Genomic DNA, 18608 nt, shown 5'->3' with positions numbered 1-18608 from the left:
GACTGTCCTCACTGTACCGATCGGCTCAGGGGACGGGTGGAATTCGTCTTCGCGAAGTTAACATCCAGGTGAACGCGACACAAGTTCGCGAAGTCTCCTGTGTGAGACTCCACGAAAGCGCTCCAAGCTGGGGTTATGCAAAGATTTCACTTGAATTCATCTTGTGTTCACCTTCGGCTTCGGGGACGCCCGCAAAGCACCGCACTGCGGCCCTCTTGCCGGGTCGGCAAGACGGGTTCCCCGCGCGGGTCGCGTTTAATCAGTCGTTCGCGGTCTCGGCGAGGCGCCCCAGCGCGCCCACGACCGAATCGGACTTCGTCGTGTACCAGAACGGCGGCAGGGAATCCCGCAGGAACTTCCCGTACGAGCGGCTCGTCTCCAGCCGCGAGTCGAGGATCGCGACCACGCCGCGGTCCGACGTGCGACGGATGAGCCGGCCCGCACCTTGCGCGAGCCGGATCGCCGCGGCCGGGACCGACACCTCGGTGAACCCCGAGCGACCCGCCGCGTCCGCCGCCTCCGACCGCGCCGCCGTCAGCGGCTCGGTCGGGCGCGGGAACGGGATCCGGTCCACGACCACGAGCCTGCAGGTCATGCCCGGCACGTCGACGCCCTGCCAGAGGCTCATCACCCCGAGCAGGCACGTCGACTCCTCCTCCTTGAAGCGCTTCACGAGGCTTCCGAGGGTCTCCTCGCCCTGCAGGAGGATGCTGTAGTCGGTCTGGGCTCGGAGCAGCTCGGCCGCCGCCTCAGCGGCCCTCTTCGACGAGAACAGACCGAGCGTCGCCCCGCGGCTCGCCTCGACCAGGCGCAGCAGCTCCTTGCCCGACTCCTCGGACAGGCCCGAGGCGGTCGGGCGCGGCAGCGACGCCGCGACGTAGAGGATGCCCTGCTTGCGGTAATCGAACGGGGAACCGACGTCCAGCGACGACCAGCCGTGCCCGTCCGCGGGGAGGCCGAGGTTGCGGGCCACGATGTCGAACCGTCCGCCCAGCGTCAGCGTCGCGGACGCCGCGATCACCGTGCGGTCCTCATAGAGCATCGCCGAGAGCAGCCCGCCCACCGAGAGCGGCGCGGCGACCAGCTGCGGGCCGTTCGGCTCGGACCAGATCACGTCGTCCCCGGCCGGGCCGACGCAGCGCCCGGCCGTCTCGATCGTCTCGACCAGCCCCGCCTTGAGCTGCTGGGCGCTCAACTGCTTCTTCGTCTCCGCGTCGAGCGAGCCCAGGTGGGTGGTGGCCTTGACGCACGCGCCGTTGATGAGGTTGAGCGCCTCCACGAGCGGCGGGGGCAGCTCGCCGGAGAACCGGCGCTCCCCGGCGGCGTTCAGCGCGCCCTCGAGCGCGTCCGCGGCCTCCCGGACCTGGTCGGCCACATCCGGATCGATGAGGCGGCGCCCGCGCTGCGCGAGCCATCGCAGCCGCGCCGGGTGGAGTTCGGCGCGGGCGGCGGAGGTGACGCGGTCGACGAGCTCGTGCGCCTCGTCCACGATGAGCACGGCGTGCTCGGGGAGGACGCTGCGCTCGTTCATCATGTCGATCGAGAGCAGGGCGTGGTTGGTGACGACGATGTCGGCCTCGTGGGCTTTGGCGCGGGCCCACTCGGCGAAGCAGTCCTGGCCTTGGGCGCAGTCCTTCGCGCCGGGGCATTCGGCGGAGGAGGTGGAGGCCTGCTTCCAGGCGCGGTCGGACACGCCCGGGTCGAGGTCGTCGCGGTCGCCGGTGTCGGTGTCGTTCGCCCAGTCGAAGAGGCGCTGCACCTGCTTCGCGAAGGACGCCTGCTGCCCGGCCCATTTCAGGGTCTCGGTGCCCTCGATCGCGCCGTCGTCCTCGTCTTCCTCGCCGGCGATCTTGCGCTTGCAGATGTAGTTGTGGCGGCCTTTGAGGAGCGCGAAGGTCGGTTTGCGGCCGAGGACGGGCGCGACCGCTTCGACGAGGCGAGGCAGGTCGACGGCGACGAGCTGGTGCTGGAGCGCGAGCGTCGCGGTCGAGACGACCACGGGCTTCCCGGCCGCGAGCGCGGCGCACAGGTAGGCGAGGGACTTGCCCGTGCCGGTGCCCGCCTGGACGAGCAGGTGCTTGTCGGTGTCGATGGCGGCGGCGACGGCCGCGCACATCTCGCGCTGCCCTTCGCGGGCCTGGCCGTGGGGGGTGGCGGCGACGGCGGCGTCGAGGATCGCGAGGGCGTCGCGTTCGGCTTTGGTGGCGGCTTTCGCAGCGGGCTTGGCGGCGGGTTCGGTGACGGTTGCGTTGGTGCTCATGCCTCCTGCGCCGCCTGCTCGCCGACGTCGGTGCCGTCGTCCGCGGCGCCGCCTCCGGCGCTGACTCTGACCGCTTCGGCGGTGGCGTCCTCGCCTTCGAGGCCGCGGGCCTGGGCTTCGCGGCGGGCCTGGCGGTAGCGGCCGAGGGCGCGCACGGTGCCGTTGATGATCGCGAGGAGCGGGACGGCGACGAGCGCGCCGATGATGCCCCACACGAAGCCGCCCGCGGTGACGGCGAGGACGATCGCGAGCGGGTGGAGTTTGACGGCGCGGCTCATGAGGAAGGGCTGCAGCAGGTTCGATTCGAGCTGCTGCACGGCGAGCACGATGCCGAGCACGATGAGGGCGGTGACGAGCCCGTTGGGGGTGCCGACGAGGGCGACGACGACGGCGACGATGCCGGAGATCGTGGCACCGATGATCGGGACGAACGCGCCGAGGAAGATCAGCGTGGTCAGCGGCAGCCACAGCGGGACGTTGAGGAGCCACAGGCCGAGGCCGATGAAGATCGCGTCGACGGCGGCGACGACCACGATGGTGCGCATGTACTGCACGAGCGTCGACCAGCCGACGCCGCCGGCGTAGCGGAGCGGCTCGGAGGCGGGGCGCGGGAGCATCCCGGTGAGGAAGGTCCAGATCTTGCGGCCGTCGCGGATGAAGAAGTAGGTGGTGAACAGGACCAGGAACAGGCCGGTGACGAAGTTGCCGAGGCCGGAGGCGGTGGAGCCGGCGACGTCGAGTCCGGTTTGGACGATGGTCTGCTGGTTCTCGTTGTACCAGTCGGTGATGTTGTCCTGGATGTCTTCGACGATCCCTGCGACCTGCGCGCCGTCGAGTCCCCAGGGGCCGGATTCGAGCCAGGTCTGGGCGTCTTTGAGGCCGGTGACGATCGAGTCGTAGAAGTCGGGGATACCCGCTATGAACTGCTGGACGACGAACGTCATGATCGCTCCGACCGCGGCGAGGCCGGCGACGAGCATGAGGATCGAGGCGAGGGACTTGTTCCAGCCGTGGCGCATCAGCCAGGCCGCGGGCGGCTGGAGCATGGCGGCGAGGAGGAAGGAGATCGCGACGGGGATGACGACCATGGTGACGTGGCTGAGCAGGTAGAGGACCACCGAGACGGTGACGCCGATGATGAGGATCCGCCAAGACCAGGCCGCGCCGACGGCGAGGCCGGTCGGGACGAAGCGGCGCTCGGGGTGCTCGCCGTCGCCGGACTGGTCGAGTTCGGGCGGTATGTCGCCGCCGACTGGGATCTCGGGCTCGTCGGGGTCCGGTTCGGGCCGTCCGGAGAGGGCCCGCTCGGCGACCGGGTTGAGGCGCATGCCGATCCACAACTGACGTGCCCGGGCGGTGGTGCGGCGGAATCGGCTCACGGTCTCTCCAAGGACGGTTCCTCCGAAAGGAGGTGGGTGCAACGTCAACACGTACCGTACCGGTTCGGTGCGACTCTTCCGATACAGCAGGCTGTACCGAGTGCCGACCGGCACCCCGGGGAGGGGCCGGTCGCGGCGGGGCGTTCCGGGACCGACTCCGGTTCTCGACCTCGGCAATTCCCCCGCGCCTGAGAGTGGAGTGGGACTCCCCCGCTCGCGCTGCATCCCCGGCCGCGCAGCCGGTAACCTTGCTCGTTGTGACCGATACACCGTTGGACTCCACGACCGGGCTGCCGGTTCGGCTCCTGCACGACCGCCTCCTCGTGCGCGAGGACGCGGACTCCGAGCGCCGCTCCGCCGCCGGGATCGTCATCCCCGCCACGGCCGCCATGGGCCGCCGCCTGCACTGGGCCGAAGCCGTCGGCGTCGGCCCGCTCGTGCGCTCCGTCGTCTCAGGTGACCGCGTCCTGTTCGACCCCGAGGACAAGGCCGAGGTCGAGATGCAGGGCCGCACCTTCATCCTCCTGCGCGAGCGGGACATCCACGCGGTCGCCGCCAAGCGCGTCGACAACGACGGCACGGGGCTCTACCTCTGATGCGCGTCGCGGTCGTCGGGCTCGGCCTCATCGGCGGCTCCGTCGCCCTCGCGCTCGCCGAGGCCGGGCACGAGGTGCTCGGTTTCGACCCCGACCCGGCGACCCGCGACGCCGCCGCCGCGCACGTCCCGGTCACCGGCGACCCGGCCGCGCTCGCCGGCACCGACCTCGCGGTCGTGGCCGCCCCGTTCCGGCACCTCGCCGCCGTCGCCTCCGAGACCCTCGGCGGCTACACGGGCCTGGTCACCGACGTCTCCTCCGTCAAGGCCGAGCCCGCGCGGCGCTTCGCACGCCATCGGTTCGTGGGCGGGCATCCCATGGCGGGCAAGGAGACCAGCGGGTTCGCCGCCGCCGAACCGGGCCTCTTCCAGGGCCGCAAATGGGTGCTGTGCCTCGAAGCGGACACGGACCTGGCCGACTGGACCTCCCTCGCCGCGCTGTGGACGTCGATCGGCGCGCACGTCGTGCCCGCCACCGCCGCCGACCACGACCGGGCCGCCGCCCGGATCTCGCACCTGGAGCACCTGGTCGCCGCCGCGCTCGTGCGCGTCGCCGACGAGCCGCTGGCCCGCACGCTCGCGGCCGGCTCGTTCCGCGACGGCACCCGCGTCGCGGCCAGTCCGACCGCGCTCTTCACGGGCATGGTCGAAGGCAACCGGGACGAGATCGTCGCGGCCCTCGACGACCTCCGCGGCGAGCTCGACGCGGCGCGGCAGGACCTCGACGCCTACACTGATCGGCCGAAGCCAATCAGTGAATGGTTCGAGGAGGCCCGCGTCCGCCGCGCGGACTGGCCTCCGGAACCCCTTGCAGCCCAACGTATCCCGCTGAACCGGGTCGCGCTCGCGGAACTCGGCGCGGCCGGCGGCTGGCTCGAATCGGTCGAAAGCGAGGTCGCGCTCGCCCGGCGCCCTCGCGTAAAGTCCACTTCATGAGAAGCATCGATCGCATCGCCGACCAGTACGTAGAGGACGTCATCGCCCTGAGCCCCCTCACGGCCACGAGCATGGGCGTCCCCGGACACGACCACGAGATCGACGACCTCTCGCCCGCCGGGCTCGAGGCCGAAGCCGCCCTGACCCGCAAGGCGATCGCCGACCTCGAGGCCGCCGAGCCGGTCGACGAGCGCGAGCGCGTCGCCAAGGACGCCATCCTGGAACGACTGCGCCTCCAGATGGAACGCCACGAAGCGGGCGACACCTACCTGAGCCTCAACGTCCTCGCCTCCCCCGTGCACGGCGTGCGCCAGATCTTCGACCTCATGCCCAAGGACGGCGAGGAGGCGGCGAAGAACATCGCGGCCCGCCTCACGGCCATCCCGGACGCGTTCGCGCAGTACACCGAGACGCTGCGCGCCGAGGCCGCCGAGGGCCGCGTGGCCGCGAAACGGCAGGTCCTCGAAGTGGCCACCCACTGCGACAACTGGAACGGCGCCAAGGGCCCCGACACCGATTTCTGGATGGCCCTGAACAAGTCGGTGACGATCGACGGCAAGCCGATCACGAGCGGGCCGATGCGGATCGCGTTGAGCAACGGCGCGACCGAGGCGCGCAGGGCGACGGACAACTTCGCGCGGTTCCTGCGCGAGGAGCTGGCCCAGCAGGCGCCGGAGACGGACGCGGTCGGCCGCGACCGGTACTCGCGCGCGTCCCGGTACTTCATCGGCGCCGCGATCGACCTCGAGGAGACCTACGCGTGGGGCTGGCAGGAGCTGGCGCGCATCGAGGCCGACATGCGGGCGACCGCCGCGAAGATCAAGCCGGGCGCTTCGATCGAAGAGGTCGTGGCGTTCCTCGACCAGGACCCCGACCAGAACATGACCGACAAGGCCGTGTTCCGCGACTGGATGCAGGACCTCGCCGACTCGACGATCGCCGACCTCGCGGACAAGCACTTCGACATCCCCGAGCAGATCCGCACCATCGACTGCAAGATCGCGCCGACCGAGGACGGGGCGATCTACTACACCGGTCCGAGCGAGGACTTCTCCCGGCCGGGCGCCATGTGGTGGTCCGTGCCGGAGGGCCAGAAGCTGTTCGGAAAATGGCGCGAGAAGTCCACTGTGTACCACGAGGGCGTGCCGGGCCACCACCTCCAGGTCGGCCAGACCATGGCCCGCATCGAGCTGCTCAACCGCTTCCAGCGCCAGATGATGTGGTGCTCGGGCCACGGCGAGGGCTGGGCGCTCTACTCCGAGCGGCTCATGGACGAGCTCGGCTACTACGACGACGACCCGGCCGGGCGCCTCGGCATGCTCGACGCGCAGGCCTTCCGCGCCGCCCGCGTCGTCGTCGACATCGGCCTTCACTGCGAGTTCGCGATCCCCGAGGACAACCCGTTCGGCTGGCGGCCGGGCGAGACCTGGGACGGCGAGAAGATGTACGAGTTCATGCGCGCCCACACCCGCACCATCGAAGACGACATGCTCAGCTTCGAGCGCAACCGCTACCTCGGCTGGGCCGGCCAGGCCCCGTCGTACAAGGTCGGCGAGCGCCTGTGGATGCAGGCCCGCGACGACTACAAGGCGCGCAAGGGCGCGGACTTCAGTCTCAAGCAGTTCCACACCGACGCGCTGAACCTCGGCTCGATGGGCCTCGCCCCGTTCGCCGAAGCCCTCGGCCGGCTCTAGCAATACCTGTCAACCGACAGAACGGCCTCGCCCGCGCAATGCGCGAGTGAGGCTGTTTCACGTCTACACAGGTTGTCGCACCCGCGAGGTGCAGGCTGTCGAACGGGGGCGCTTCGTTCAGAACATATCCGTCATCCCGGATCTCCCTGCTCGGACGGTGGCGCCGTCAGGCCTCGTGGTCGAGCACCAGCTCCATCTCCGGCTTGCCGTACCAGGCCCGCAACCGGTCAGCGCCGCGGCGCAGCGCCGCGATCTCCGCCGCCGTGAATCCACGGACCCGCCACGTCTCGAGCAGCACGCTCTCGCGCTTCAGCGTCGCCTTCCAACTGCCGATGACCTGGCCGTCCAGCAGGATCACCGACGTGTACCGCGCCCGCCCCGGGAACCGCGACGGCGGTACCGAGTGGTGTGTCACGAACTCCTTCGTGTCCGTGTACGAGCACATCATCTCGTCGAAGCCCTGCACGAAGTCCACCACCGGGCCTGGATCGCGCTCGGCCGGCGGCTCCTGCACGTAGTAGAGCACCCGCTCGCCGACCCGCAGCTCCCCCAGCCCGAGCCCGTCGATCGCCGCCTTCGCATCGGCCACTTTCAACGTCGCCCACCGCGTGAAGTCCTTGACCGTCGCAGGCCCGCGCGAGGTGAAGAACCGCAGCGCCAGCGCCCGGACCGCCTCGTCCTGCGCGATCGGCCCGGCCGGAACGCGCTCGTCGAAGTTCGCGTAGGTCTGCTTGCCGCCCTTCGGCGTCCCCGAGCAGATCGCCGACACCAGCTCGGCGTGGAACAGCAGGTGGATCAGGCGCAGCCCGGTCGGGTCGGTGATCCCGGCGGCCGCCAGCGCCTCGGACGCCTCCTCGCGCAGCAGGTGCCGTCCGCCGGCGGTGGCCGCCGCGAGCACCTCGTCCCCGAGCAGCAGCTCGTCCTCGCCGAGCCCGAGGCTGCGGAACTGCGTGCCGGCCACCTGGAGGACCCGGTCGGCGGTGGCCGCGAGCATCATCCGCAGGTCCTCGACCGGAACGGTGTGCCAGGTCGGGCGCAGCACGTGCGTCCGCAGCACCGCGCCCTGCTCGATGAGTGCGTCGACCGAGTCGACGGCCCCGAACGGCAGACCCTCCGCGTCGGGGCGCGTGCGCATCGCAGGAGTGAGCTTCGAAGGCTGGTACTCCTGGGACTGGACCGCGCCCAGATACCTGAACGCTTCGAGGGGTGTGGCGAAGCGCTCGCCCCAGAGCCGCTGCGAGTGGGCCCGCCAGGCGGCGACCGCGCCCGCCTCGAGATCCGTGCCGAGTCGGCCGGTGGGTGTAGCCATCTGGACATGCTAACCGCCCCATGCGACATGAGCGCTCCGCAGATCAGCGTGTCCGGCCGCGGCGGCGCATGGCCCGAATCACCGGCCGCGGATATAAACATGCGGGTGGACGCGGTTGCGAACAACGGCCACAATTGCGGCATGTCCCTTCCCAACGCGGTCCTCAGGCTCTCCACCGACGTCCTCGCCGAGATCAACGACGACGAGCGCCTCGCGTTCGCCTACGCGCACGGCCCCGCTCTGTCCGGATTCGGGGAGGAGGCCGAACTGGTCTGCGTGTGGGAGACCGACACGGTCCCCGCCGAGGCCAGCGTCGAGGCCGTGCACCTCACGGTGGCGCGGTTCCAGGCCCACATGGAGGCCCTCGACCGCGGGGAGGGCTGGGAGCGGCCCGGCGACGAGGCGCTGCATGTGATCGCGCGGTTCGCCGAGGGGACGCTCCTCGCCGACGACTCGGAGCTGGGCTCGCGGGCCCGCGCGGAGGTCACCGAGTTTCCGCAGGCGCTGGCCGACGCGTCGCGCGAGGCGGTGGCCGGGGAGGTCGAGGCGCTCGCGAAGCGACTGGGCGACGCGGCGGACCCTTGGGAACTCGCGGAGACGCTCACGGAGGGCCTGCACCGCGCCTATGTGGCGCTGTTCGCGGCGGGCGGGTACTTCTTTCCGGGCCATGAGCACCGCGCGGCGTTCGTCGAGCGCTACGTGCTGGGTGACGAGGTGTCGGAGGCCGAGGCGGCCGTGTGGGCCGCGGCGGGAGCCCCGCTCCCGGAGCGTGCCGAGGCGCTGCCCGCGGCTTGGCGGGCACTGGCGAAGACCGTCCTCGACAACTGCTGACAGCTGAGCTTCCTGACTTCGGATCAGGCGGTTGGCGGTTCGAATCCGTCCCGGAGGGCCTCGGACCATGTGCAATGACACAGCGCACATCCGCATACCCGGTTGCAGATCGGTTTTCGCCCCAGGTAAGGTTATGCCCGGTCCTGATCGAAACGATCAAGCCGACCTGCGCCGCTAGCTCAACGGATAGAGCATCTGACTACGGATCAGAAGGTTGGGGGTTCGAATCCCTCGCGGCGCACCATAGAGAGAGAAGCCGGGTCGTCGACCCGGCTTCTCTCGTCTCTTGAGGATTCACGGGCTCAGGCCGTGCAGGTGGCTTCCGGTGGTGTGGCGGTGCCGGTGACGGTTCCCTGGAGGCCGAAGACGACGCTCTGGCCGGCCGCGAGGCTCCCGTTCTGGGCAGGTCCGACGGCGGTCACGTTCTCGCCGGACTGGGTCAACTGGGCGCCCCACGAGTTGTAGACCGCCTCGTCCCCCGCGTACGTCCAGTTCACGGACCAGCCGCTCAGTGCCGTCGATCCGGTGTTCTCGACGGTCACGTTCGCCTGGAAGTTCCCCGGCCACCCGCCGGTGATCTCGTACGTCGCCTCGCAGTCGCCACCGGGTTCCGTTGGCGGGGAAGAGGTCTCGCTGCCTTCGCCGTTGCCGACCGGCGGCACCAGGTGCGGCGCGAGGATGTCGTACTTCTCCTGGTTCGGGGTCCACCAGTCGTTGCCGACGAGGCCGCCGGTGTCACCCGAGTTCGGGTTCCACGCCCAGAACGTGAACGACATCCCGTTGTCGGTCATGTAGTCCATGAGGGTTTCCAGCCACTGCCGGTCCAGCGGGTTCGCCAGCGTGCTGCCGAACTCGCCGATCAGGACCGGCGCCACGTCCTGCTTGTGGAGGTCGCCCCAGAAGTGGTCCCAGACCTCGGGCAGGTTGTTCGGGAAGTCCGGGTCCTCGAACCACGGCTGCCGGTCGTAGACCGAGATCGCGTAGTCGTGGGCGGAGTACACCAGCTTGTCCGGCACGTCCAGGCGGACAGGGAACTCGAACGCGGCACTCAGGTTGCCGCCCCACCAGGTGCTCTCGTCGTCGGTGGAGGGGTCGTCGTCCCATTCGTTCGTGAGCCCTCCCGAGACCGTGCTGACGCCTTCGACGAGGATCAGCCAGTCGGGGTTGACGTCGAGGATCGCGTTGCCGATCCGTTCGGCCGCCAGACGCCAGTCCCGGGCCTGGTCCCCGCAGCCCCAGCACGCGCCGGTCGCGTTCGGCAGGGTCCCTTCGGCGTGCGGCTCGTTGAACAGGTCCGCGCCGACCACGGTGGGATTCCCCGCGTACCGCTCGGCGAGCATGGTCCAGTCGTCGATGATGCTCTGCTCGGAGACCTGCGGGGTGTACCAGAGGGGTGTCTGTCCGGCGGCGCTCGGCCGGTGCCGGTCGAGGATGACCCGCATGCCGAGGTCGCCGGCGTGCTCGATGACGAGGTCGAGGATCTCCAAGGGGTGCAGGCCGACCAGGTCGGGATTGGTGTAGTCGTTGATGCTCGTGGCCTCGGCGTCCGGGCGCAGCGAGTCCCCGGTGTAGGGGATGCGCAGGGTGTTGAACCCGAGCTCGGCCATCCGGTCGAGCTGGCCCCGCCAGGTCGCCGGGGCGTTGGCCCACAGGCCGTGGAAGGTGTGGTTGTCGGTCTCCATCCCGAACCAGTTGATCCCGGTGAGGCGCACCTCAGCACCGGTCGCGTCGACGATGCGGCTGCCGTCGGTGCTGAGGTAGCCGCTGCCGGTTCCTTGCGTCTGGGCGCTGGCGGGCGCCGAGGGGAGCCCCAGCACGAAGAGGCCGGCCGCGACGAACACGGCGAGCGCGCTGAGCAGTGCTGCTGTTGCGGCTCTGCGGAATTGGCGGATTCTGCGCACGTGCGGCATGCCGGTGCTCCTGACGCGAGGCTGGACTGGGAGCGATCCCAAGAGTATCGTCCCTACATATTGATAGATCTAGATACATCTGTCAAGGTGGAGCCCCGCATCCGCGATCCCGGGCGCACCAGAGTCGAAGGAGGCCGATCGATGGAAACCCAAGGAGCGCAACGGCGCAGGCGGCTCATCGCAGTCGCTGCGGCGTCCGGAGCGCTGATCGCCGCGACGGCGGCGTTCGTGGCGGCGAACCCGGCACACGCCGCCGCGTGCGCATCCGTGCAGTACAACGTCGTCAGCAGCTGGAACGGCGGACACCAGGCGAACGTGTCGCTCACGGCCGGCGCCGAGGGCATCGGCGGCTGGACGATCGAGTTCGACCTGCCCGGTACGGTCCAGAGCGCCTGGAACGTCGACTGGACCCAGTCCGGGACCGCGTTCACCGGCTCGGATGCCGGTTGGAACGCCGCCGTTTCGGCCGGGCAGACCAGAGAGCTGTTCGGGCTCATCGTCAACGGGCCCGCATCGGCGCCGGAGTCGTTCACCGTGAACGGCATCGCCTGCGGCGAGGTCGAAGCGACCGACTCCCCCACCGGTGCCACCACCCCGCCGGAGGAGACCACGCCGCCGCCGACCGGCGAAGGCGAGACGGGGAACGCGACCCACTTCAGCGGTCTCGGATCACCCTACGGCGGCTGCGGACTGCCGCAGTCCGAACTGGAGACGCAGGACTTCGTCGCGCTCAACGTCTACGACACCCCGGGCGACTACGACTTCTACCCGAGACCGATCCCGCCCGACCTGGCCGACAAGATCGGGCTTTGGGACAACGGGCGCAACTGCGGCAGGTGGGTGCGCGTGAGCATCGGCGACTACTGCACCGGCATCAATGACGGCGCGCAGAACCAGCCGTTCTGCCGCAACGGGTCCTGGACCGCCGACGAGTACAACGGCGCCACCCTCGACATGATCGTCGCCGACAGCTGCGGTGACGCGAACGCCTGGTGTCGCGACGACCCCTACCACCTCGACCTGGTCACCTCCTCCGTCAACCGGTTCCAGCTCGACGGCGAACCGGCCGGCGGCCTGCTCGACCACTGGAACAACCGCGAGGTGTCCTGGTCGTTCATCCCCGCGCCGGACTACAGCGGCGACATCAAGATCGGCTTCCTCCAAGGCGCGCAGAAGTACTGGGGAGCCGTGTCGATCTCGCAGCTCGCCAACGGCATCCACGGCGTGGAGTACTTCGCCGACGGCGCCTGGCACCAGGCCGAGATGAACGGCGACATGGGGCAGTCCTACATCCTCGAACCGACCCTCGATGCCGGCACGGACTTCCAGATCCGCGTCACCGACGTCGAAGACCAGCTCATCAACGACGGCAGAGTGTACGAGTTCTCCCTGCCCTCGTCCTGCACCCCGTGCGGCACGCCCTACACGGAGGTCGCCTACACCACCGCGTAGGCCCGACCGACGCTGCAACTGAGAGCGCGGTCATCGGGGGCCGAGTCGGGTCCGCTCGACCACGATGATCCGCTGCTCCAGAGGGGTCGAGTCATCATCGAGCGGGGTCCTGACCTTTGCACGGCTGACCCGGTCTCAACGTTGGAACAGCCGGGGAAGTCAGCTCCGGGCTCAGTCCTCCTCGGGTGGTTCGAAGCTCCTGTCCACCTTCTTGGCCTCGTCGCGGTCCGCTGGGACCGCGGCGACCGCCGCCTCCGTCAGGGTGCCGTCGAGACCGGTCCGGGCCGCGCAGTAGCGGATCCATTCAGTCATGAGCGCCTTGAAGTCCTCACCCATGTCGTACACGTCGAGCGTCGTCAGGCTGCGGGCCGCGACGCGCAGCGGGGAGATCGCGTGCACCGTCTCCGGCGGGGTGCCGTCGTACCACTCGTTCATGAGCGTGAAGACGCGATCGCCGACGGCGTCCTCGTCCCAGCCGCGTTCGGTCAGCCAGTCCATGAACGGCTCGAAGTCCGGTTCGAGGTCCTGCCGGTACAGGCCGACGGGCGCAGGGATCTCCAGGCCGCGTCCGCGGAAGAGCGCGACCAGGTCCTCCAGGCGGCGCTGCGCCCGGAAGTACTCCAGGAGGACGGGCCCCATGTTCAGGTCGTAGGTGATGTCGCCCGGATCGGTCAGGTACATGAGGAACCAGAGGTCGCGGCCGGAGGTCACTGGTTTCGGTTCGGCGCGCGCGGCGCTGAGGCCGACGTGCTCCCGCCAGCGTGCGAAGGCGACGTCGAGCGAGGAGTACGAGCCGGCGAACGTCGCCGTGTTGTCGGAGGCCATCTCGACGGCGACCAGGTAGTAGTGCTCCTCCTCGTCGATCCCGGTGGCGGTCTGGATCACCAGGCCGAACCGGTCGCCGTAGCCGTCGACCGCGATCCAGGCCTTGCCGGTCGCCTCGGTGCGCTCCGCGGCCAGTCTCGAGAAGGCTTCCGGCCAGCCGTGGCCGTCAAGGGCCTTGCGCAGCTTGGACACCGCGGTGTCGGCCTGGGCCTTGAGACCGCTCGGCCGGTTCGCTCCGAGCCCGAGCAACAGGCACGCCGGGCCCCGCCAGGTGTCGTCTCCGGCGCGGATCAGCGCGATCGCGCGGTTCGCGGCCGCCTTCGCCAGGTGCCCCAGCCAGGGGTTGAAGGTGTTGCCGGAGGAGTGGTCGGCTTTCCAGTGCCGCAGCAGGACCGTGCCGACCGCCCTGGAGGCCCGGTCTTCGAGACCGGGCAGATCCTCGTCGTACCAGGACTCCCACTCCTGCTCGGCACTCTCTACCAGTGCCTTGCTCTCGGCGTCGAACCACGGTTCGTGGAACGGCGTGGGGTTGAACACCGCGAACGCGCCGGTCCGATGACGGGGCGGCGTCCCGACCACCGCGCCGGGCAGAGCCTGGGGCTTTGCCGTCCGCTTTGGTTTCTTCGGCTTGCGCTTCCTCGACACCGGAGACATGACCGGTTCCCTTCTCGTATCGGGTCGACCTCGCTGCGCGGTCTGGGTGGCGAAGGGGCCGGCTCGGCGATGTTACCCGGTCGCCGTCAGATCTTCTTCCGGTGACATGGCACCCGTCGCGGCTTCGGCGGGGTCGGCTGCGGGCAGGCCGTCGGGGAGCCATCTTCCGGCTTCCTTGGTGTACGGGTACCAGAGGCCGTCTCGGCCGAGGCGGAGTTGGAGATCCTCGGAGGCGATGGTCCAACGGTTCTGGCGGCGGGTGACGGTACCGAAGCGGGCCTTGAGGATCGCGTCGGCGCTCTGGCGGGTTTCAGGGTCGGGCCGGAACTGGTCGGTGAGGGCGTTGACGCCCGCTTCGCCGCCGAAGAGCCAGGCGTACGTGCGTTCTTGGAGTTCGAACGGGCTGCATCCGGCGATCTCGGCGAGGCGCGGGATCGCCTCGTTCGCTCCAATGGCGATGCGCACGACGTCCAATGCCAGCGCATCGGGCCGGGGTCGGAGTGGGAGGTCGATCGCGAGGAGCGCGGTGGTGGCGGCGATCGCGGCTTGGAGGTCGAGTGCGTCGGCGTTCAGGTCGGCGGTGAACCGGCCCGGGTCGTACGGGTTCTCGTGGTAGCACTGCAGTACTGGTTCGCCCGGGACCTCAGGGGCATCGGGCAGTGGGCCGCATTCGCGGGCGAACGCTTCGGCGGCGGTCGGTCCACTCTCATAGGCGGTCTTGGCCCAGAGCGTCCGGCCGGTTTCCAGGTCGGCGGGGGCGCTCATCGCGTCGGCGGCGTCGATGCCTCTCAAGCGCAACAGGACCGCACCTGAGCGGTCGACCTCGGTGACGAGGGTCGCGAGGACGGCGACGATGTGCTTGCACGTCCATTGAGGATCAGGGCAGTCGCAGTCGGCCTCGATCTCATCGGGATCGGGCACGATCGGGCATCCGACCTCGGCGGCGCATTCGATGAGGTCGCGGCCGAACCGGCCCTGTTCGACATCGGGGCCGAAGCCCATATGTCCTACGACCACATCCCAAGCGGTCCGCTCGGCTCGTTCGAACTCGCGGATGCGGACCTGCACTCGGTAGCGGCCGGAGCGGGAGCCGGCGACAACGGTCTGGACGGTGCCCGGTGCGATGTCGAGGCCGTCGACCCAGCCGGGGCTGCGCCCCATGCCGAGGCCGCGCTGGATGCGGCCGGAGTCGGCCTCGCGCAGGATCGGGTCGAGGGCGGCCGCGAAGGCGTTCGCGAGCGCGGTCTGGCTCTCGTCGGCGAGGAGTCGGCGTCTCATCGTTCCTCCAGGCGCACGAGTTCGAGGAGCTGGTCGTCGCTCAGCTCGGTGAGGGCCGCCTCGCCGGAGCCGACGACGGCTTCGGCGAGTTCGCGTTTTTGTTCGAGGAGCTGCGCGATGCGTTCTTCAAGGGTCCCTTCGCAGATGAGGCGGTGGACCTGGACGGGCCGGGTCTGGCCGATGCGGTAGGCGCGATCGGTGGCCTGGTCTTCGGCGGCGGGGTTCCACCAGCGGTCGTAGTGGATGACGTGGGTGGCGCGGGTGAGGTTGAGGCCGACCCCGGCGGCTTTGAGGGAGAGGAGGAGGACCGGGGTCTCGCCGTTCTGGAAGGCGTTCACCATCGCCTCGCGCTTCTTCACCGGGGTCTTCCCGCTGAGGAAGGCTGCTTTGACCCCGCGTCTGCCCAGGTGCTTGAGGAGGAGGTCGCCCATGGCCGTGTACTGGGTGAAGACCAGGGTGTGCTCGCCTTCGGCGAGGATCGTGTCGAGCAGTTCATCGACGAGTTCGAGCTTCCCGGACTTGCCTTTCGCTGGGTCGGTGCCGCCGGAGTAGTGGGCGGGGTGGTTGCAGACCTGTTTGAGGCGGGTGAGGAGGGCCAGGACGAGGCCGCGGCGTTCGATCCCGGCGGCCGCGCGGATCTCGGCCATGGTGTCGTCGACGACGCGCTTGTACAGGGCCACTTGGTCTTTGCTGAGCCGCACGTGCTGGTCGGTGAGCGTCTTCGCGGGCAGTTCGGGGGCGATGCCGGGGTCGGTCTTGAGGCGGCGCAGCATGAACGGGCGCACGAGTTCGCCGAGCCGGGCGGCCGTCTCGGGGTCGCCTTTCTCGGCGGCGCGCCCGTAGGCGGCGCGGAAGCCCTCGCGGCTGCCGAGGAGTCCCGGGGTGGTCCAGTCGAGAATGGACCACAGGTCGGTGAGGTTGTTCTCCACGGGCGTGCCGGTGAGGGCGACTCGGGCGCCGGATTTGATGCCGCGCAAGGCCTTCGCGGTGGCCGAAGCGGGGTTCTTGGCATGCTGGGCCTCGTCGGCGCACACCAGACTCCAAGCGACCGCGGCGATGGCTTCGGCGTCGAGCCGCATGGTCGCGTAGGTGGTCAGCACGAGCTCGGCGGGGCCGAGGTCGTCGAGGGTGCGGCCCGGTCCGTGGAAGCGGCGCACCGTCAGACCCGGGGCGAAGCGGGCGGCCTCGGCGGCCCAGTTGGCCATGAGGGACGCGGGGCAGACGACGAGGGCGGGCCCGGCGGTAGCCGGGTCGTTCTGGCGGTGCAGGTGGTGGGCGAGGAGCGTGATGGTCTTGCCCAGGCCCATGTCGTCGGCGAGGCAGGCGCCGAGGCCGAGTTCGGCCAGGCCGGTGAGCCAGTTCAGGCCGCGCAGCTGGTAGTCGCGCAGGTGGCCTCGCAGCGCTTCAGGTTGTGGGATGGTGGTGTCACTCGCGTTGGAGTGGAGTCGCTCCCGCAAGGTCTGCAATGGACCGGATGAGGTCACGGGGACCTGGTCGCCGTCGACATCGACGGTGCCCGTGAGCACCGCGCGAAGCGCTTCGAGCGGCGCGGGTGCGTCGAGGCGGCGGGCGAGCTTCGCCCGCATCGCGTCATCGACCAGGATCCAGCGGTCGCCGACCTGGACGAGCGGGCTGTGCGAATCGGCGATGCGGTCGAGTTCGGCGGCGGTGAGTTCACGGTCGCCGAGTGCGGCCTGCCATTTGAAGCCCAGGAGCCGGTCGAGCGAGAACAGGCCGCCTTCGGCCTCGGGCCCTTCGATGGCCAGCGAGAGGCTCGGTCCGGTCTTGACGAGGGTGTCCGCGCGGACTTCGACACCGAGTTCGCGCAGATCGAAGAGGCCGTCCTCCAAGAAGAGATAGGCGAGGTCGTCGTGGTTCAGGACGGTGGAGAGACCGTCGGCGGTGCGGCTGAACTGCCGCAGCCGCCTCCACCCGGTTTCGCCGGCGAGATGCGCGAACGCCACCTGCAGTTCGGCTTCGTCACCGGGCTCAGGGGGGCGGAGGACCGCGGGATCGGCGCGGTCGAACAGGAGGGCGCGCATCCGCACGTTCCGCTCGCTCGGATCGATGGCGAGCGCGGGTCCGAATCCGCGGTCGCGGCCGTTCGCAAGACGGGCGGCCCCGCGGGCGAACTCGGGTGCCTCGATCGGGTGCGCGGCGGTCAGCGCGTGCTCGCCGAGAAGCGCGGTGACGGCGGGGCTGCGGGTCCAGGCGTCGGCGACGGCGTCGAGGAAGGCGCGCAGGAGCCGGTACGGGTCGGGCAGGCGGCCGTTGACCGCGACGGCGTATGCGGCCGGAGGCATGGCGTCCGCGAGGCGGTGGAGCCACTCGGCGTCCTCGCCGTCGATGCCGGCGATCCGCCAAGCGCCGGCGCCGCCGGCGTCCAAGCCCGGTGCGACACAGCCTGATGCGATGAGTTCGAGAGCCTTGCGGGCGGCCAGGGCCCACGCGCGGGCGGAGCCGGTGTGGGCGGGTGTGGTGAGCAGGTATTCGCAGGCCCGCTCGGGCCGGAGCTTCACCGCCGGCACGTCACTGACCGCCCCGGTGGCGTCGGTGACGACGCTGATGCGTCCCGGGTCGCCGGGTGCCTCGGGCAGCGGGCCGCCGTCGAGCCGGTAGAGCGCGACGAGCCCGCCGCGCGGTGGGTCCGACGGCGCGAACGCCACTTCGATCTGCGTTAGACGGTCTTCGACGTCCCTCACCTCGGTCACCTTCTGACGGCTGCTTCCGCAGGATATGTCGAGGTGTGTGCTCGCTCCGAACCCACTCGCCCGTTCGTGTTCGGCGGGCGCTCACGTGCATCCGGCGGTTGCCGCCAGTGAGCTGCAGGGCGAGCGTTTCGGCCGAGTTCGGGCCAGGTGGTACGACGGTGTACCCGATGCGCCACTCGCCGCGATTGGTTCCCTTGTCGCACACTGTTGGGTGGTTCGCGGCCCGGACCGGGTGCGGACGCTTTCCCACCCCCATGAGGAGCAGCGATGAAAAGGCGGAACCTTCTTCGAGCGGTCGCCGTCGGGGCGCCCTTGGCCGCGGCCGGGGCGGTCGGTGTCGGCGTCGCGTCGGCCGACAAGGCGAACTTCAAGATCATGGTGACCGAGCAGGTCGCCAACAAGGTGTTCGTGTTCGACAAGAACAAGTCCTTCAGCAACGCCAACGCCTACAAGACGTGGAGCCCCGGCACGGGCGGCTGGTCGAACCTGTCGGACTGCCGCATCCGGGACACGGCGCGGTTCGGGGCGATCGGGTTGGCCGCGGCGTCGGGCGGGAAGGTCGGGATCTGGAACATCACCAGTGAGCTCGACCAGGAACTCAACGACGTCCTGTGGAGCGCCGCCCCCGGCGGGAATCCCCATGCACTGGAACGCATCCCGAACGTGGGGGCGTTCGTGGCGGCCCGGACGCGTTCGGGAGCGGAGTTCTACAAGGCCCGGTACTACACGACCGCGTACAACTAGGGCCTGCGCAAACCCGGGGATGTTGTGGCC

At 69.9% G+C, this 18608-nt stretch carries 13 protein-coding genes and 1 tRNA gene; 7 read left to right on the top strand and 7 right to left on the bottom strand.

Features of this window, described 5'->3' with window-relative positions; genetic code table 11:
* Window positions 1-259: 259 nt before the first annotated feature.
* Together JHY01_RS12910 and JHY01_RS12905 are read right to left on the bottom strand one after the other, a co-directional pair.
* Window positions 260-2260 carry an ATP-dependent DNA helicase gene (locus JHY01_RS12910; RefSeq protein WP_205326064.1) on the bottom strand — a complete coding sequence of 667 codons (2001 nt, stop codon included), beginning with the start codon at window positions 2258-2260 and terminating at the stop codon, window positions 260-262.
* Window positions 2257-3639, bottom strand: coding sequence for an AI-2E family transporter (locus JHY01_RS12905; protein ID WP_205326063.1), 1383 nt, complete (start codon window positions 3637-3639; stop codon window positions 2257-2259). The genes JHY01_RS12910 and JHY01_RS12905 overlap by 4 nt, the downstream gene beginning before the upstream one ends.
* Before the next feature lie 257 nt (window positions 3640-3896).
* Here JHY01_RS12905 and JHY01_RS12900 point away from each other — a divergent pair, with 257 nt between their 5' ends.
* From JHY01_RS12900 to JHY01_RS12890, 3 genes are read left to right on the top strand one after another with little or no spacing between them, the layout of a single operon-like run.
* On the top strand, window positions 3897-4235 hold the full coding sequence (locus tag JHY01_RS12900; protein ID WP_205326062.1) for a co-chaperone GroES: 339 nt from the start codon (window positions 3897-3899) through the stop codon (window positions 4233-4235).
* Window positions 4235-5170: a prephenate dehydrogenase/arogenate dehydrogenase family protein gene (locus tag JHY01_RS12895; RefSeq protein ID WP_205326061.1), complete on the top strand. Its 936-nt coding sequence runs from the start codon at window positions 4235-4237 to the stop codon at window positions 5168-5170. Before JHY01_RS12900 ends, JHY01_RS12895 begins: the two co-directional genes overlap by 1 nt.
* Window positions 5167-6864, top strand: coding sequence for a DUF885 domain-containing protein (locus JHY01_RS12890; RefSeq protein ID WP_205326060.1), 1698 nt, complete (start codon window positions 5167-5169; stop codon window positions 6862-6864). Before JHY01_RS12895 ends, JHY01_RS12890 begins: the two co-directional genes overlap by 4 nt.
* A gap of 166 nt (window positions 6865-7030) precedes the next feature.
* Here the strand turns inward: JHY01_RS12890 and JHY01_RS12885 are convergent, their stop codons facing one another.
* Window positions 7031-8173: a winged helix DNA-binding domain-containing protein gene (locus JHY01_RS12885; protein ID WP_205326059.1), complete on the bottom strand. Its 1143-nt coding sequence runs from the start codon at window positions 8171-8173 to the stop codon at window positions 7031-7033.
* Between the two features lie 141 nt (window positions 8174-8314).
* Here JHY01_RS12885 and JHY01_RS12880 point away from each other — a divergent pair, with 141 nt between their 5' ends.
* Window positions 8315-9004, top strand: coding sequence for a hypothetical protein (locus tag JHY01_RS12880; protein ID WP_205326058.1), 690 nt, complete (start codon window positions 8315-8317; stop codon window positions 9002-9004).
* Between the two features lie 168 nt (window positions 9005-9172).
* Window positions 9173-9248: transfer RNA gene (locus JHY01_RS12875), tRNA-Arg, on the top strand.
* Between the two features lie 58 nt (window positions 9249-9306).
* Here the strand turns inward: JHY01_RS12875 and JHY01_RS12870 are convergent.
* Window positions 9307-10914, bottom strand: a complete 1608-nt coding sequence (locus JHY01_RS12870) for a cellulase family glycosylhydrolase (protein ID WP_205326057.1) — start codon at window positions 10912-10914, stop codon at window positions 9307-9309.
* A 141-nt stretch (window positions 10915-11055) separates the two neighbouring features.
* Here JHY01_RS12870 and JHY01_RS12865 point away from each other — a divergent pair, with 141 nt between their 5' ends.
* The gene (locus JHY01_RS12865) at window positions 11056-12366 is read left to right on the top strand and encodes a cellulose binding domain-containing protein (RefSeq protein WP_205326056.1); all 1311 of its coding nucleotides are present in this window, start codon (window positions 11056-11058) and stop codon (window positions 12364-12366) included.
* A 171-nt stretch (window positions 12367-12537) separates the two neighbouring features.
* On the opposite strand, the gene JHY01_RS12860 is transcribed toward JHY01_RS12865, so the two are convergent.
* The 3 genes from JHY01_RS12860 to JHY01_RS12850 all read right to left on the bottom strand — a co-directional run bounded on the left by JHY01_RS12860 (window position 12538) and on the right by JHY01_RS12850 (window position 17825).
* The gene (locus JHY01_RS12860) at window positions 12538-13845 is read right to left on the bottom strand and encodes a hypothetical protein (RefSeq protein ID WP_205326055.1); all 1308 of its coding nucleotides are present in this window, start codon (window positions 13843-13845) and stop codon (window positions 12538-12540) included.
* 72 nt (window positions 13846-13917) lie between these two features.
* Window positions 13918-15123, bottom strand: a complete 1206-nt coding sequence (locus JHY01_RS12855) for an SWIM zinc finger family protein (RefSeq protein WP_205326054.1) — start codon at window positions 15121-15123, stop codon at window positions 13918-13920.
* On the bottom strand, window positions 15120-17825 hold the full coding sequence (locus JHY01_RS12850) for a DEAD/DEAH box helicase (RefSeq protein WP_205326053.1): 2706 nt from the start codon (window positions 17823-17825) through the stop codon (window positions 15120-15122). Before JHY01_RS12850 ends, JHY01_RS12855 begins: the two co-directional genes overlap by 4 nt.
* 276 nt (window positions 17826-18101) lie before the next feature.
* Between JHY01_RS12850 and JHY01_RS12845 the strand changes: the two genes are divergently transcribed.
* Window positions 18102-18578 (top strand): hypothetical protein, encoded by a 477-nt coding sequence (locus JHY01_RS12845; protein WP_205326052.1) that lies wholly within the window; start codon window positions 18102-18104, stop codon window positions 18576-18578.
* The last annotated feature ends 30 nt before the right edge of the window (window positions 18579-18608 follow it).

The sequence above is a fragment of the Glycomyces sp. YM15 genome (genome assembly GCF_016918015.1).
Classification (GTDB): Bacteria; Actinomycetota; Actinomycetes; order Mycobacteriales; family Micromonosporaceae; genus Glycomyces.
Note: the sequence above shows the minus strand (reverse complement) of the source record. Positions and strands in the feature narration are given on the sequence as shown.